Here is a 13,907-nt window from a genome sequence, read left to right on the forward strand (position 1 = left end):
ATCTGGGAATCTGGTTGCATCTTGCTACCAGTGGAGGTGGCGACGGTAGCGCTGGTTGGTAGCATGTTGCAACCAGCGTGGAGAGTGAAGGGTGGATGCCGTGGTGACCAGGACGCGTTTCGACGACAGTGAGTGCCCCGTCGCCCGGTCGGTGGACGCGATCGGTGACTGGTGGTCCCTGCTGATCGTGCGGGACGCCTTCGACGGAAGCCGACGCTTCGGTGAGTTCCAGCGCAGCCTCGGCGTGGCGAAGAACATCCTCACCGCGCGCCTGCGGACGTTGGTGGAGGGCGGGGTCCTCGAATCCGTCCCGGCCTCGGACGGCAGCGCCTACCGCGAGTACGTCCTGACCCCGAAGGGCGAAGCGCTCTTCCCTGTCATCGTGGCGCTGCGGCAGTGGGGCGAGCAGAACTTCTTCGCCCCCGGCGAACCGCACTCACAGCTGGTCGACCGCCGACAGGGTCAGAGCCTCCGCGCCCTGGAAGTGCTGTCCGCGGACGGGCGACGGCTCAACTCCGACGACACGGCTGTGCACAAGGTCTCCGGCCGGTGATTCGAGCCGTCAACTGAGCTTCTTTGCAATGCCGTTGAGGATGAGATCGATCCCCGCGAGGAACTGCTCGCGGTCGTCGTGGACGCGCATCTGCGCCGCGACGGCCCGGGTGAAGGGGTAGTCGTCGGGGTCAAGCGCTTCCCACGCCTTTGACGCGGCGTCGAGGAACTCGCCGCGGTCCACGTCGGGCCCGAGGGTGCGGCCGTTCGCCGCGTTCTGGCCCGCGGCGCCGAGGGTGTAGTGCACCAACGCGGACGTCACCGTGAACCAAGTGCTCTCGGGTACGTCCAGCGCACTGACCTGTCGGCCGATGCTTTCGAAGATCCTCGGGGCCACCGACTGCCCCGGGGTGCGGGAGAGTTGGGCGGCGAGCTGCGTGGCGAGCCATGGGTGCGCGTCGATCGCGTCGAACAGGGCGAGTGCGACCGCGCGGATTCCTTCCTGGGGTGAATCCGCGGTCGTGGCGCTCGTGGCGGGCCCGATGGTCATGGCGGGTGCGACGGTCAGCGCGTCGGCGATCACGCCGTCGGTGGCGGCATCGAGTAGCTCGCTCTTGTTCGCCACGTGCCAGTAGATCGCCCCGGGTCCGGTGGCCAGACGCTCGGCCAGTGCGCGGAACGTCAGCTTTCCTTCGCCGTCCGTGTCGAGCAGCTCAACGGCGGCCTCGACGATGCGCTCGCGAGAGAGGGGGTTCTCGCGGCGCTCGGGCCGACGCGTTCTGGTTGCCATGCGCTCATCCTGGCACATCCCTGGAACGTCGTTCCAGCTTGACATTCTTGGAACGGCGTTCCAGTCTGGATGAAGGTCTGGAACGGCATTCCAGAACACTTCGGAGCTGGCTCGTGGTCCGGGGTGAGGCACACCGGCTCGGAACGCGCGCACCCCGTGGGTGTGCAGGACGAAAGGAACCACCATGACCACTCACGTCACGATCATCGGAGCCGGGCTCGGCGGGCTGACCCTGGCCCGTGTCCTGCACGTCCACGGCATCACGTCCACGGTCTACGAGGCGGAGGCGTCGCCCACCGCGCGTGCGCAGGGCGGATTGCTCGACATCCACGACTACAACGGCCAACTCGCCCTGCAAGAGGCCGACTTGATGACGGAGTTCCACAGCCTCGTCCTGGCGGGCCGCCAAGCGACACGGGTCCTCGAACGCGACGGGACCGTCCTGTTCGAGCAGGACGACGACGGCACGGGTGGCCGCCCCGAGGTGCAGCGCGGTGAGCTGCGGCAGATCCTGCTCGACTCGCTCCCGGCCGACACCGTGCGGTGGGGCCACAAGGTCAGCGGGGTCCGGGCCCTCGGGGAAGGCCGCCACGAGGTGACCTTCGCCGACGGCACCACCATCGTCACGAACCTGCTGGTGGGAGCAGACGGCGCGTGGTCACGGGTCCGGCCGCTGCTCACCGACGTCATACCGGAGTACACCGGCACGTCCTTCATCGAGACCTATGTCTACGACGCCGACACCCGCCACCCGGACACCGCGAAGGCGGTCGGCGGCGGGATGATGCTCGCGCCCGAGCCGGGAAAGGGGATTCAGGCCCACAGGGAGCGGGGTGACACCCTCCACGCCTATGTCGCGCTCACCGAGGCGCAGGAGTGGTTCGCCGCCATCGACTTCGGCGCTGCCGATGCGGCGGCCGCGCGCGTTGCGCGGGAGTTCCAGGGCTGGGCGCCCGAGCTGACGATGCTGATCACCGGCACCGACACGCCGCCGGTGCTGCGCCCGCTGCACGCCCTGCAGACCGGGCACCGCTGGGAGCGGGTACCGGGTGTGACCCTGCTCGGCGACGCCGCCCACCTCTCGATCCCCAACGGCGAGGGCGCCAACCTCGCCATGCTCGACGGCGCCGAGCTGGGCCAGGCTCTCGCCGCACACCCCGGCGACACCGAGGCCGCGCTCACCACCTACGAACAGGCCATGTTCCCGCGCAGCGCCGAAGCCGCCAGTGACGGCATCGAGCTCCACGAGTTCCTCTTCGGCGACACCGCGCCCCACGGCCTGGTCGCCGCGTTCATCGAAGGCGGGGAGGCCTCATGAATCCGAGCGACTCCGACACGCGCTCTGTGCAGTAGGGGGAAGCGGTAGGGGAGGCAGCAGGGGAATTCGCTTGGTGTTTCGCTGTGTTGGGCCGACTGTCGGCCCTTCGCCCCGCCCGCCCCACCACACGCCAGGAGCCCCTCCCATGCCAGAGCTCGAGATCGACGCCGTCGTGTTCGACGTCCTCGGCACGCTCGTCGACGAACCCGCCGGGATCCGCGCCGGAATCCGTGCTCTCGCCCCCTCGCTCGACGATTCCGAGGTCGAGCAGCTCCTGTCGCTGTGGCAGGAACACATCGAGCGCGAGCAGCGGAACATGGTCGAGGGTGCCCGGCCCTACCGCGCCAGCGACGCCCTCGACCTGGAGGCCGCCCGGCTCGTCGCCGACGCCGTGGGCGTGGAGGACGCGAACGCGGTGGCGACGCTGGCTCCGGCAGGTAGAAGGCTCTCTCCCTGGCCCGACACGGTGGCCGGGCTCTCACGGCTCGCCGAACGGTTTCCGCTGATGGGGCTCTCCAACGCGAGCAGATCGGCGCTGCTCGAGCTCAACGCGTACGCAGGACTGCGCTGGCACCAGGCGCTGTCCGCCGAGGACGCCCGGTCCTACAAGCCCGACCCGGCGGTCTACCGACTGGCTGTCGCCGTCTCCGGACGCCCTCCGGAGCGGCTGCTGATGGTCGCCGCCCACGCCTGGGACCTGCGCGCCGCACAACAGCTCGGCCTGCGCACCGCCTACGTCGCACGCCCCGTCGGCGATCCGCCCGCCCCCTCGGACACGTTCGATCTCCACGCCGACGGTTTGGCCGACCTGATCGAGCAACTCGTACGCGTCCGGGGATAGCGAGGGCTTCCGTCAGCGGGCGAGCAGATCGCGGATCGCTCCGCCGACCACGGTCGGCTCCTCCTCCGCCATGAAGTGGCCGCAGTCCACGGTCCCGTGCCGCAGGTCGGGGGCCCAGGCGCGCCACAGCGTGGCGGCGTCGAAGCCGAGAGCCGCGCCCCAGTCCTGCTGGAGCACGGACACCGGCATGGTGAGACGGTTGCCCGCCTCCCGGTCGGCCCGGTCGTGCTGCACGTCGATGTGGGCGGAGGCGCGGTAGTCGGCGACGATGGACGGCACGGCTTCGCGCGACGCCTTGAGATAGGCGGCACGTACGTCGGCGGGGATCGCCTCGGGATCGCGCGTCCAGATGTCGAGGAAGTGGCCGAAGAACGCATCCGGGGCGGCGCCGATCAACTCCTCTGCCAGGCCCGTCGGTTGGGCCATGAGATACAGGTGGAAGCCGACGGCGGCCGTGGTGCCGTGCATGACGTCCCACATGTCGAGGGTCGGCAGCACGTCGAGGGAGAGAAGGTGCGTGACCGCCTCCGGGTGGTCGAGACCGGCCCGTACGGCGACGAGGGCGCCGCGGTCGTGCCCGGCCAGGGCGAACCGGTCGTGGCCGAGGGTGCGGGCGAGCGCGACGACGTCGGCCGCCATCGTGCGCTTGGAGTACGTTGCTCCGTCGAGGTCGGCGGGCTTGTCGCTGGCTCCGTACCCGCGCAGGTCGGGGCAGATCACGGTGTGCTCCCTCGCGAGGTCGGCCGCGACGTGCCGCCACATGAGGTGCGTCTGCGGGAAGCCGTGCAGCAGTACGACGGGGCTGCCCGAGCCGCCGACGGCGACGTGGAGACGTACGCCGTCCGCGACAGGGACGTGCTGGTGATCGAAGCCGGGGACGGTCGGTGTCATGGTGAGTTCTCCGGGAGGATGGGGCGAGGCCGCCGGCGGCGGACGCCTTCAGCCTGCCGCCGGTGAATCAGCAAGCGATCAGTGAACGGACGGCACGCCATCAGAGAGCGAAAGGCAAGCCTCCGGTGAGCGACGGGTATGGAGAGCGCGGTGGAGCGCACGTGTCGGGCATGACGGGGTCGACGGGTGCGACGGGTGCGACGGCAACGGAGCAGGTCCGCTTCGGCGTCCTCGGCCCCGTGGCGGCCTGGAACTCCGACGGCCCGCTCGCCCTCGCGGGCCCGCGGCAGAGGGCCGTCCTGGCCCGTCTCATCGTCGCCCGCCGCCACGTCGTGCCCGTCCCGCGCCTCATCGACGATCTGTGGGAGGACCCGCCGGAACGCGCCCTGGGCACGGTCCGGACGTTCGTCGCCGCGCTGCGCAAGGTCCTGGAACCCGACCGGCCCCACCGCGCCCCCGCCCGCCTCCTCGTGACCGAGGGCCCCGGGTACGTGCTGCGGGCCGCACCGGACGCCGTGGACGCCTGGCGCTTCGAGACCGCCGTGAGCGAGGCCAGGCAGCTGCCGCCGCAGGACGCGGTGCACCGGCTCGACGAGGCACTGGGGTGGTGGCGGGGGCCTGCCTACGCCGAGTTCGCGGACGAGGAATGGGCGCGCACGGAGCGTTCCCGGCTCGCCGAGCTGCGGGCGCTGGCCGTCGAGCGGCGGGCCGAGGCAGCACTGGCGCTCGGCGCCGCTGCCGACGTCGTGCCCGACCTCGACGCGCACGTGACCCGCCACCCGTGGCGCGAGGACGCCTGGCGGCTGCTGTCCCTCGCGCTGTACCGGACCGGCCGACAGGGCGACGCGCTCGCGACGCTGCGCCGCGCCCGCGCCACGCTCGCCGACGAACTGGGACTCGACCCGGGCCCCGCCCTGCGCCGCCTGGAGGCGGACATCCTCGCGCAGGACGCCGCCTTGGACCTGGCCGGAGGGCCCCGTCCGGCGACCACCATGACACCCCCGCCGTCCGGCCCCGCCGCGACGGCGTCCCGGCTCTGGAGCGAGGCGGCCGCATCGTACGACCGCACCGTCGAGGCCGGAGCCCGCGCCCGCCTGGAGTCGACGGTCGGGCTCGTCCGCAGCCTCGCCGTCACCGGCGCCGGGGGACTGGAGGCGGCCCGGCGCCACCGCATGGCGACCGTCGAGGCGGCCGAGGAGTTCGGCGACACGGAGCTGACCGCCCGCGTCATCGGCGCCTTCGACGTCCCCGCGATCTGGCCGCGCAGTGACGACCCGGACCTCGCCCGCCAGATCGTCGCGGCCGCGGAACGGACCCTCGCGCACCTGCCGGAGGACGCGTCCGACGCGACGCGCTGCCGTCTCCTCGCCACCGTCGCGGTGGAGACGCGCGGCGCCAGAACACCGCGCGGGCCGGAAGCCGCGCGCGAGGCGGAGCGGCTCGCCCGGCACCTCGACGACCCCGCGCTGCTGGCATTCGCGCTCAACGGGACGTTCATGCAGTCCTGCACCCGCGCGGGCCTTGCCCCACGGCGCGACGCCATAGGCGCCGAACTCGTCGAACTCTGCGCCCGGCACGGCCTGGTGACCTTCGAAGTGCTCGGTCACCTCATCCGTCTGCAGGCGCGCGCCGCGCTCGGCGACTTTCCGGGGGCCGACGCGCACGCGGCGGCCGCGACACGGCTCTCGGAGCGTCACGAACTGCCGTTGGTGGGCGTCTTCACGCGGTGGTACGACACCCTGCGACTGGCAGCCTCCGGGGAAGTGGCACGCGCCGAGACCGCCACGCGCGTCGCGGCCGCGCACCTGGACGAGGCCGGAATGCCGGGGATGCGAACCGGCCTTCTGCCGCTGGCACTGGTCACGCTGCGCCTGGCGCACCTGCGGCCACCCGACGTCGACCTGACGGCGGACTGGGGCCCGCACCGCCCCTGGGCCGAGGCGCTGGCCCTCGCGGAGACGGGGCGCCACGCCCAGGCGCGTGCGGCACTGCTGGCTCTCCCCGAGCCGCCGCCGGACCTGCTCTACGAGGCGTTGTGCTGCGTGGAGGCGGAGGCGGCCCTGCGGTCGGGCGACCGGACCGGCTTGGAGCGGGTGCGTGCACGACTGCTGCCCGCCGCCGGACAGCTGGCCGGTGCGGGGAGCGGGGTGCTCACCGCAGGACCCGTGGACCGCTGGCTCGCCCGCATCGCGGAAGCGCTCGCGTGACGACGGGGTGCGAAGCGGCGATCGGGAAATGCTTTTGCCGAGCCGGGCCCCTGGTACCGACACTGATCCCATGAACAGGGCGACGAGGGAACCACTGCCGGGAGGCGGGCTGGTCCTGACCGTGCCGGATGCCGCACCGCACGCCGAGACGGGCGCGCCCCCGGGACAGTCACCGTCGGTTCTGCCAGCACTGCGCTTCGAGCGGACCACGGGCCGCCGCTGGACCCTGCTGCAGGGCGAACGGCCACTGATCCGGGCCCGGTCGGAGGGCGACGGATGCTGCCGCGACCTCCACCTGCACCGCCTGCCGGGACACCGCTCCCCGCTGCCGCCCCTGTCCGCCGCGATGATGCGCGCCGGGGGCGACTGGACCCACCGGTACGCGCGCTGGCTGGAGGATGCGCAGGGATACGGCCCCCTCCACCACGGACGCTGGCGGCTGTCCCCGCGCACCACGTTCGCTCCCGGCATCTGGAGCTGCGACCTCGTCAGTGACTGGCCCGACGCCACCCTCGAAATGCTCTGCGGGGGAGGGTGACACGGTGTCCTGCCGCTGCGCCCGCTCCCGGCGCCGGACGCCCCACGCGTCAAGGCCCAGCGCAAGCACGCCCGTGCGGGCACCCTCGCGCCCGTGCTGCTGTGGTGGGTGTCCTTCCTGGACGGCTGGCTGCTCCTCGACGGTCACGACCGGGCGGCGGCCGCCCTGGCGGAGGGCGCGCCGCCGCCCTGCGTGGAACTGGTCCGCGTACCGGACGAGGCTGACTGGCGGGCGACCGCGGAGCAGATCACAGAGGCACACGAGGAAGTGCTGGCACGCCTGGCCAGGCACCCCGCGAGTCCGCACACGGCCCGCCAACGGCAGGCCATGGAACGGGGCTACGCCGACGTCATCTCCACCCTCCCGTACGACGCGGAAGGCACCCCGATGTACGCACAAGAGCGCACGCCGGACGCGTGATGTCTGCCGACCTCAGACACGTGGGGTGATGGGGGCGGCCACGCGCGCGTGGCACCGTGCCGGGAGCCGGAATCTCGCCTAGAACACCCTCATGTGCCACTACTGCGGTTGCCGAGAGGTCCCTCTGATCAAGGAGTTCATCGCCGAGCACGAGCGCGTGACCAACGCCGCGGGGGATGCGATCCGCGCGCTGCAGAGGGGTGACACGGACCGGGCGCGCGTACTAGTGGACGAGATGGCCCGCGAACTGGACGCGCACTGGCGGGGCGAGGAGAACGGCCTCTTCACGGTGATGCGCGAGGATCCCGAGTACGCGGACTACATCGCGAACCTGGAGCTCGAACACCGCGAGCTGGCCGCCCTGTTGCCCGCCCTAGACCTGTCGGACCCTGGCGACGTACGCACCCTCGTCGAAGCCGTCGACGAGTTGCATCGACACATCGCCAAGGAGGAGGACGGCCTCTTCCCGGCTTCGCTCACCGCGCTCGACGGCGACGACTGGAACCTCTCCATGGCAGCTTGGCGCGAGGCGCATCCCGCGCTCCCGGTTCTCAGCGTGCGAACTTCGCGACGGCCGCCGGAGTGACGGGCGTGAAGAAGTTGATGAGGTTGCCGTCGGGGTCGCGGAGCAGCAGGGAGCGGTTGCCCCAGGGCATGGTGGTCGGTCCGCTGACGAAGTCGGTGACCCAGGCGGACAGGTTCTCGTGCACGTGGTCCACGTCGTCGACGAGGTACTCGATGATCACGCTCTGATTGGCGGCCGGGCGTGCGGACCCGGGTGCGAACAGCGGGACGGTGCGCGTGCCTGCTATCGCCAGGGCGGCGGTGGGGGTCCTGAGTTCGGCGAAGTCCTCGGTGGCCCAGGCGGCCTGCGCGCCGGTGGCCTTCTCGTAGAACTCGACGAGACGGGCGACGTCGCCGGTGATGATGCGGACGGAGACGAAGTTCGTGGATTCCGTGGTGCTCATGCTCTTCTCCTTGGCTGCTGCGGTCGGTGTGCACCACACGCTAGGAGAAATAGGGGACAGAATCGGTCCTGTATTGGCGTTAGGGTGCAAACATGTCTCGACCCGTCGGCCGTGTACTCACACTCCTGGAACTGCTGCAGTCGGGCGGTACCCGCACGGTGGCCGAACTGGCCGACCGGCTCGGGGTCGACGGGCGGACCGTGCGGCGCTATGTGGATCAGCTGGTCGACCTCGACGTACCGGTCGAGTCGGTGCGCGGCCGCTACGGCGGATACCGGCTCGCCCCCGGCACCGCGCTGCCCCCGCTGATGTTCGGCGACGACGAGGCGCTCGCCGTGCTGCTCGGCCTGGTCGCAGGGCGCCGGGCGGGGCTCACTCCTGGGGACACGGCGAGCGAGACCGCGGCGGCCAAGATCCGGCGGGTGCTGCCCGCCCGCCTCGCCCGTCGACTCGACACGGTCCTGGACTCCCTGGCCTTCACCGGCGAACCGGGCGTGTTCGCCGCACCGGACGCGGAGGTCCTGCTCGCTCTCGCCGATGCGGTACGCCATCGTCGGCCGGTCTCGCTCCGGTACACGGACCGCAAGGACCGGCGCAGCGACCGCAGGTTCCACGCGTACGGCCTCGTCGCGCATGCGGGCCGGTGGTACGTGACGGGCGTCGATCCGGAGATCGAGGAGGACCGGACGTTCCGGCTCGACCGCATCGTGACCGTGCGGCCCCTGACCGGCTCGTTCGAGGTGCCGGACGGGCTCGATCCGGCGGAACGTGTCCTGACGGGGTTCGCCGACGCCGCGTACCGGTACGAGGTGACGCTGCGGATCCAGGGGACCGTCGAACAGGTCCGCACCCGGTTGCCAGCCAGTGTCGCGAGGCTGGAGGAGTGTGCCGCCGCGGAGGGCAAGGACGGTGAACCCTGGCTGCGCGCCGAAGTGCGGGCGGAGCGGCTCGACTGGCTGCCTCCGCTGCTCGCCTCGCTCGACAGGCCCTTCGTCATCGAACGCCCCGACGAACTGCGCGACCTCGTCACCGAGTTCGCCGACCGTATGGCTTCCTTCGCCCGCCGGGCCTGAGTGCGGGCAGGGTGTCAGGACCCGGTGCGCGTCGGTGGGACCGGTGCCAGACGGTACGTATCTCCATCGCCGTGGGAGACCACGTGGCCGGACGTCGGGTCGGGGAAGTGGGTGCCGAGGAGCAGTGTCTCCGTACCGGCGAGCGAGGCGAGCAGGTCGCGGCGGGTGGCTTCGGACTGTTCGGGGTCGATGTCGACGCAGCTTCCGATGTCGGGGTGGGGGAGTTGTACGGGGTGGTGGAGCAGGTCACCGGTGATCAGGGCTGATGTGTCGCCGCTGTGCACCTGGACGGCGATGTGGCCGGGGGTGTGACCGGGGGTGGGCACGAGGCGCACGCCGGGGGCGACCTCGGTGCCCTCGGCCGGGACGTCGACGAGGTCGAGCAGGCCCGCGTCCTCGACCGGATGCACGGAGTCGCGGAACATCTGCCGTCGCGGTTCGTCCATGTCGAATCCGGCCCAGAACTCCCGCTCGACGCGGGAGGTGACGTAGCGGGCGTTGGGGAAGGTGGGGAGCCAAGTGCCGTTCACCTCCCGGGTGTTCCAGCCGACGTGGTCCGTGTGCAGGTGGGTGAGGATGACGAGGCCGATCGAGTCCGGCGGGAAGCCCGCGTCGGTGAGGCGCTGCAGATAGTCGGTGCTCAGGTCGTGCCAGGCCGGGTTGGCCCGCGTCTTGCCGTTGCCGATGCCGGTGTCGACGAGTACGCGCAGGGTGCCCACGGTGAGCGCGAAGCTGTGGCTGTCGAGGTGCAGGACGCCCGCGTCGTCGGCGAAGTCCGGGCGCAGCCAGTGGTGATCGGCGGTCACGTCGGGCGTCGCGGCGGGGAGCAGCCAGGGGCCGGTCGCGGGCGGCAGCGGGATCTCGTCGATGCGGTGGACGGTGACGTCGCCGACGGCCCAGTGGGGGGCCGGGGTGAGGGTCTCGGTGGGGTGGGTGGACGAGGTCTGTGCCTGCATGGGGCGGTCCCTTCGGTACTGGCGGGCCTAAAGCTAACCGTTTGCTTTAAGTGAGAGTAGGTCGTACGTTGTGGCTAACGCAAACGCTTAGCTTTTAGCGGTACGGGGTGTTCCCACGCCCACACCGCACCGCAGCGAAAGGGATCTCCATGTCCGACGCCCAACCGCAGCTCACGCCGCCGGAGGCCGCCCGGTGGGCCGCGCGCTCCGGACTTCCGCTGGCGGGCGACCGCAGTCAGGCGGTGGCAGCCACGGCCGACCACATCCACTCCGTCGTCGCCGTCCTGCGTGAACTGGACTTCGCCGACACCCCGCCCGCCGCCCACCGCGTGGCAGAGGAGGCGCACGATGCAGCCGTATGAGTTGTCCCTGGCCGCCGCCGCGGACGAGATCCGGGCGCGTCGACTGTCCCCCGTCGAACTGGTGGACTCGGTGCTCGACCGGATCGCACGGACGGAGCCCAGCCTCCAGGCCTACGTCACCGTGACGGCGGAGCGGGCGCGCGAGTCGGCACGCGCAGCCGCAACCGGTCATCTGAAGGGCCCGCTCCACGGAATCCCCATGGCGCTGAAGGACCTGATCGACGTCGCCGGTGTGGCGACCACGGCAAGCTCCCGGGTCCGGGCGGACCACCGGGCGGTCGCCGACAGCACCGTCGCCGCACGACTGGCCGCGGCCGGTACCGCCCTGGTGGGCAAGACCCATACGCACGAGTTCGCCTACGGACTGACCACGCCCCAGACCAGGAACGCCTGGGACCCGGACCGCGTGGCGGGCGGCTCCAGCGGCGGTTCGGCCGTCGCCGTGGCGGCGGCCGCGGCGACCTTCGCCCTGGGGACCGACACCGGAGGATCGATCCGCGTCCCCGCCGCGTTGAACGGTGTCGTCGGCCTCAAGCCCACGTACGGCCTCGTTCCCCGGCACGGCGTGACGTCCCTTTCCTGGTCGCTCGACCACGTGGGCCCCCTGACGCGGACCGTCGAGGACGCCGCCCTGGTCATGTCCGTCCTCGCGGGACACGACCCCCGCGACCCGGCCAGCCTTCCCACCCCGTCGTCCGTGGACTACCGGCCGCTCCCGGGCGCGGACCTGACGGGCGTGCGGGTCGGCGTCCCGCGCAACTACTACTTCGAGCACGTCGACCCCGAGGTGGAGGCGGCGGTGCGGAGCGCCATCGCCCAGCTCGAGGCGCTCGGCGCGACGCTCGTCGAGGTCGAGATTCCGATGGCCCGCTACGTCCAGGCCACGCAGTGGGGCCTGATGGTCCCCGAAGCCACCGCCTACCACGAGCGGACCCTGCGCTCGGCCCCCGAGCAGTACGGCGCCGACATCCGTGTCCTGCTGGAGGCGGGCGCGCTCATGTCCGCCGGGGACTATCTGCGTGCCCAGCGGGCCCGCACGCTCATGCGGCAGGCGTGGCTGCGCATGCTGGACGAGGTCGACGTGGTCGCCGCCCCGACCGTTCCCGTGACCGCGGTGCGCTCTGACCAGGAGGTCATCGTCTGGCCCGACGGCACGAGCGAGAGCGTCTCCGACGCGTACGTCCGCCTGTCGGCCCCCGCGGACATCACCGGTGTCCCGGCGCTGTCCGTCCCGGTCGGGCACGACGGAGCGGGGATGCCCATCGGCATGCAGCTGCTCGGGCGCCCCCTCACCGAGGCCATGGTGCTGCGGGTGGGGCACGCGTACGACGAGACGGTGCCCGCGCGTGGACACGCTCCGGTGGCCATGGCGTCGTAGGGACGGTTCTAAGGTGATGTCGTGAGTCGTAGACCGATGGCGCGCCCAGGCGGGCGCAGCGCCCGCGTCCAGGAGGCGGTGCACACCGCCGTGCGTGAACTCGCGGAGGAGGTGGGCCGCGACGCGCTGACGGTTCCCCTGATCGCGGCCCGCGCCGAAGTCACCCCCTCGACGGTCTACCGTCGCTGGGGCGATCTGCAGACGCTCCTGTCGGACGTGGCGGTCGAACGGCTGCGTCCCGAGGCGCCGCCGGAGGACCTGGGGGACCTCAGGGCCGATCTGCAGGCCTGGGCCGAGCAGTTCCTCGACGAGATGGCGTCGCCCGCGGGCCGCGCGTACATCCGCGACGCCCTGCTCGGCGATCCGGACGGCAGCAACGCGGGCCAGTGCTCCGCGTACGCGGCCGAACAGATCGACGTCGTCCTCGGCCGCGCGGCCGACCGCGGGGAGGCCGGACCCGGCGTCGAGACGGTCCTTGACCACGTCGTCGCACCGATGATGTACCGCATCCTGTTCCGCCCGTCAGGGCACGACGCGGCCTACGCGCGGTCGCTGGTGGCCGGAGTGCTCGACGCTCACTCGTCGCCGTAGCCGGGCCGGGCGCACGCCACGACGCCGTCCACCGCCACGAACCGCGCCGTCAGCGCGTCCCCGTCGCCGTGGCCCGCCAGGGCCAGCAGCACCTCGACGGTGTGTTCCGTGTCGCCGCCGAACGCACCGATGGGGCCGGTGGCGCTGAGGGTGCGTACTTCGGCGATGTCGAAACCGGCGCGCGTGCACTCCTCGAAAAGGTCGTGGAGCAAACCGGGGCGCTGCAAGTAGGTGATGCGGAAGTGCACGGGCACCGAGCGCAGCAGCGAGAGCCTGCGGGCCAGGGGTCTGATGGCGTACGCGACGAGGAAGTACGAGGCGGTGGCGAGCGCCGCGAGCCAGGGCAGACCGGCCGCCGCCGCCGAACCCACGGCCGCCGTCAGCCAGATGGTGGCCGCCGTGGTCAGGCCCTGCACGGACCCCCGCTGTACGAAGATGACTCCGGCGCCGATGAAGCCGAGCCCGGAGACGATCTGGGCGGCCACCCGTGACGGGTCGAGGGTGACGGTGCCCGCCTGCAGCACGTCGGTGAACCCGTACTTGCTGACCAGCGTGAACAGGGCGGCGCCCACGCCGACGATGGTGTACGTCCGCAGGCCCGCGGCCTTCTGCCGGATCTCCCGCTCCAGGCCGATCGCGGCGGACAGGGCGAAGGCCACGGCGAACTCGGCCAGTTGCAACCAGCCCTGCCCACTGGGTTCCATCGCTCGTCCTCCGCGGTCCTGGCGGTGCCGTTCGTATCGTCGCGAACCGGCCATACTCCCGTTCGACCGGCGCCGCCGACTGCTGCCCCCACCACCCTAGGCGAGGGCTCGTACGTACGTGATTACCCCCCTTCGCGCATTGATGTACGTGTCCTCTATGGCGTCGCTCGGGTCGCAGATGTCACTCACGCACCACCGGTCTCATGGGCTCTGCCGGAGGCTGCGCATCCGCTTGTGGTCGCGGCAGAAACCCGTCCCATGCCGCCTCCGCCGCGGTTTTCGGTCAGCGGCTCCCACGCCTTGTAGCCCGCTCGGAGCGCTGGCTACGATCCCGCTCTCATTTCACTTCCTACACATCTCTTCACAGCTGCTTCATGT

The 13,907-nt window shown here is 71.6% G+C and carries 16 protein-coding genes; 11 read left to right on the forward strand and 5 right to left on the reverse strand.

Features of this window, described 5'->3' with window-relative positions; genetic code table 11:
• Positions 1 to 100 precede the first annotated feature (100 nt).
• Positions 101 to 553 (forward strand): helix-turn-helix domain-containing protein, encoded by a 453-nt coding sequence (locus ABZV77_RS33730; protein ID WP_356265342.1) that lies wholly within the window; start codon positions 101 to 103, stop codon positions 551 to 553.
• 9 nt (positions 554 to 562) lie between these two features.
• Here ABZV77_RS33730 and ABZV77_RS33735 read toward each other — a convergent pair whose 3' ends face one another.
• Entirely contained in the window at positions 563 to 1,282 is a 720-nt protein-coding gene (locus tag ABZV77_RS33735) for a TetR family transcriptional regulator (protein WP_356265345.1), read from the reverse strand.
• A gap of 184 nt (positions 1,283 to 1,466) precedes the next feature.
• Here ABZV77_RS33735 and ABZV77_RS33740 point away from each other — a divergent pair, with 184 nt between their 5' ends.
• Together ABZV77_RS33740 and ABZV77_RS33745 are read left to right on the forward strand one after the other, a co-directional pair.
• The gene (locus tag ABZV77_RS33740) at positions 1,467 to 2,600 is read left to right on the forward strand and encodes an NAD(P)/FAD-dependent oxidoreductase (RefSeq protein ID WP_356265348.1); all 1,134 of its coding nucleotides are present in this window, start codon (positions 1,467 to 1,469) and stop codon (positions 2,598 to 2,600) included.
• A 145-nt stretch (positions 2,601 to 2,745) separates the two neighbouring features.
• Entirely contained in the window at positions 2,746 to 3,441 is a 696-nt protein-coding gene (locus ABZV77_RS33745; protein WP_356265351.1) for a haloacid dehalogenase type II, read from the forward strand.
• 12 nt (positions 3,442 to 3,453) lie between these two features.
• Here ABZV77_RS33745 and ABZV77_RS33750 read toward each other — a convergent pair whose 3' ends face one another.
• On the reverse strand, positions 3,454 to 4,332 hold the full coding sequence (locus ABZV77_RS33750; RefSeq protein WP_356265354.1) for an alpha/beta hydrolase: 879 nt from the start codon (positions 4,330 to 4,332) through the stop codon (positions 3,454 to 3,456).
• A gap of 170 nt (positions 4,333 to 4,502) precedes the next feature.
• On the opposite strand from ABZV77_RS33750, the gene ABZV77_RS33755 reads away from it, so the two are divergent.
• The 4 genes from ABZV77_RS33755 (at position 4,503) to ABZV77_RS33770 (ending at position 8,083) form a co-directional block, all read left to right on the forward strand.
• A complete protein-coding gene (locus tag ABZV77_RS33755) occupies positions 4,503 to 6,539 on the forward strand; it encodes a BTAD domain-containing putative transcriptional regulator (protein WP_356265540.1) in 2,037 nt (678 codons plus the stop codon).
• A gap of 70 nt (positions 6,540 to 6,609) precedes the next feature.
• Positions 6,610 to 7,077, forward strand: coding sequence for a hypothetical protein (locus tag ABZV77_RS33760; protein WP_356265357.1), 468 nt, complete (start codon positions 6,610 to 6,612; stop codon positions 7,075 to 7,077).
• 93 nt (positions 7,078 to 7,170) lie between these two features.
• Complete coding sequence (locus ABZV77_RS33765; protein WP_356265359.1) at positions 7,171 to 7,497, forward strand: hypothetical protein; 327 nt, start codon at positions 7,171 to 7,173, stop codon at positions 7,495 to 7,497.
• A gap of 91 nt (positions 7,498 to 7,588) precedes the next feature.
• A complete protein-coding gene (locus tag ABZV77_RS33770; protein ID WP_356265362.1) occupies positions 7,589 to 8,083 on the forward strand; it encodes a hemerythrin domain-containing protein in 495 nt (164 codons plus the stop codon).
• On the opposite strand, the gene ABZV77_RS33775 is transcribed toward ABZV77_RS33770, so the two are convergent.
• Positions 8,049 to 8,465 (reverse strand): VOC family protein, encoded by a 417-nt coding sequence (locus tag ABZV77_RS33775; protein ID WP_356265365.1) that lies wholly within the window; start codon positions 8,463 to 8,465, stop codon positions 8,049 to 8,051. The genes ABZV77_RS33770 and ABZV77_RS33775 overlap by 35 nt on opposite strands.
• Positions 8,466 to 8,557: 92 nt before the next feature.
• Between ABZV77_RS33775 and ABZV77_RS33780 the strand changes: the two genes are divergently transcribed.
• A complete protein-coding gene (locus ABZV77_RS33780) occupies positions 8,558 to 9,538 on the forward strand; it encodes a WYL domain-containing protein (RefSeq protein ID WP_356265367.1) in 981 nt (326 codons plus the stop codon).
• Positions 9,539 to 9,552: 14 nt separating this feature from the next.
• Here the strand turns inward: ABZV77_RS33780 and ABZV77_RS33785 are convergent, their stop codons facing one another.
• The gene (locus ABZV77_RS33785; protein ID WP_356265370.1) at positions 9,553 to 10,494 is read right to left on the reverse strand and encodes an MBL fold metallo-hydrolase; all 942 of its coding nucleotides are present in this window, start codon (positions 10,492 to 10,494) and stop codon (positions 9,553 to 9,555) included.
• Between the two features lie 149 nt (positions 10,495 to 10,643).
• Here ABZV77_RS33785 and ABZV77_RS33790 point away from each other — a divergent pair, with 149 nt between their 5' ends.
• Genes ABZV77_RS33790 through ABZV77_RS33800 form a run of 3 tightly spaced genes read left to right on the forward strand, consistent with a single transcriptional unit; the run spans position 10,644 to position 12,825 of the window.
• Positions 10,644 to 10,856: a hypothetical protein gene (locus ABZV77_RS33790; protein ID WP_356265373.1), complete on the forward strand. Its 213-nt coding sequence runs from the start codon at positions 10,644 to 10,646 to the stop codon at positions 10,854 to 10,856.
• A complete protein-coding gene (locus ABZV77_RS33795) occupies positions 10,843 to 12,234 on the forward strand; it encodes an amidase (protein ID WP_356265376.1) in 1,392 nt (463 codons plus the stop codon). Before ABZV77_RS33790 ends, ABZV77_RS33795 begins: the two co-directional genes overlap by 14 nt.
• A gap of 36 nt (positions 12,235 to 12,270) precedes the next feature.
• On the forward strand, positions 12,271 to 12,825 hold the full coding sequence (locus ABZV77_RS33800; protein WP_356265543.1) for a TetR/AcrR family transcriptional regulator: 555 nt from the start codon (positions 12,271 to 12,273) through the stop codon (positions 12,823 to 12,825).
• Here the strand turns inward: ABZV77_RS33800 and ABZV77_RS33805 are convergent.
• Positions 12,810 to 13,529 carry an MgtC/SapB family protein gene (locus ABZV77_RS33805; RefSeq protein ID WP_356265379.1) on the reverse strand — a complete coding sequence of 240 codons (720 nt, stop codon included), beginning with the start codon at positions 13,527 to 13,529 and terminating at the stop codon, positions 12,810 to 12,812. The two genes, ABZV77_RS33800 and ABZV77_RS33805, sit on opposite strands and share 16 nt — an antisense overlap.
• Between the last annotated feature and the right edge of the window lie 378 nt (positions 13,530 to 13,907).

Origin of the sequence: Streptomyces sp. NPDC004732 (genome assembly GCF_040609235.1) — a bacterium.
In the GTDB taxonomy this organism is placed as follows: domain Bacteria; phylum Actinomycetota; class Actinomycetes; order Streptomycetales; family Streptomycetaceae; genus Streptomyces.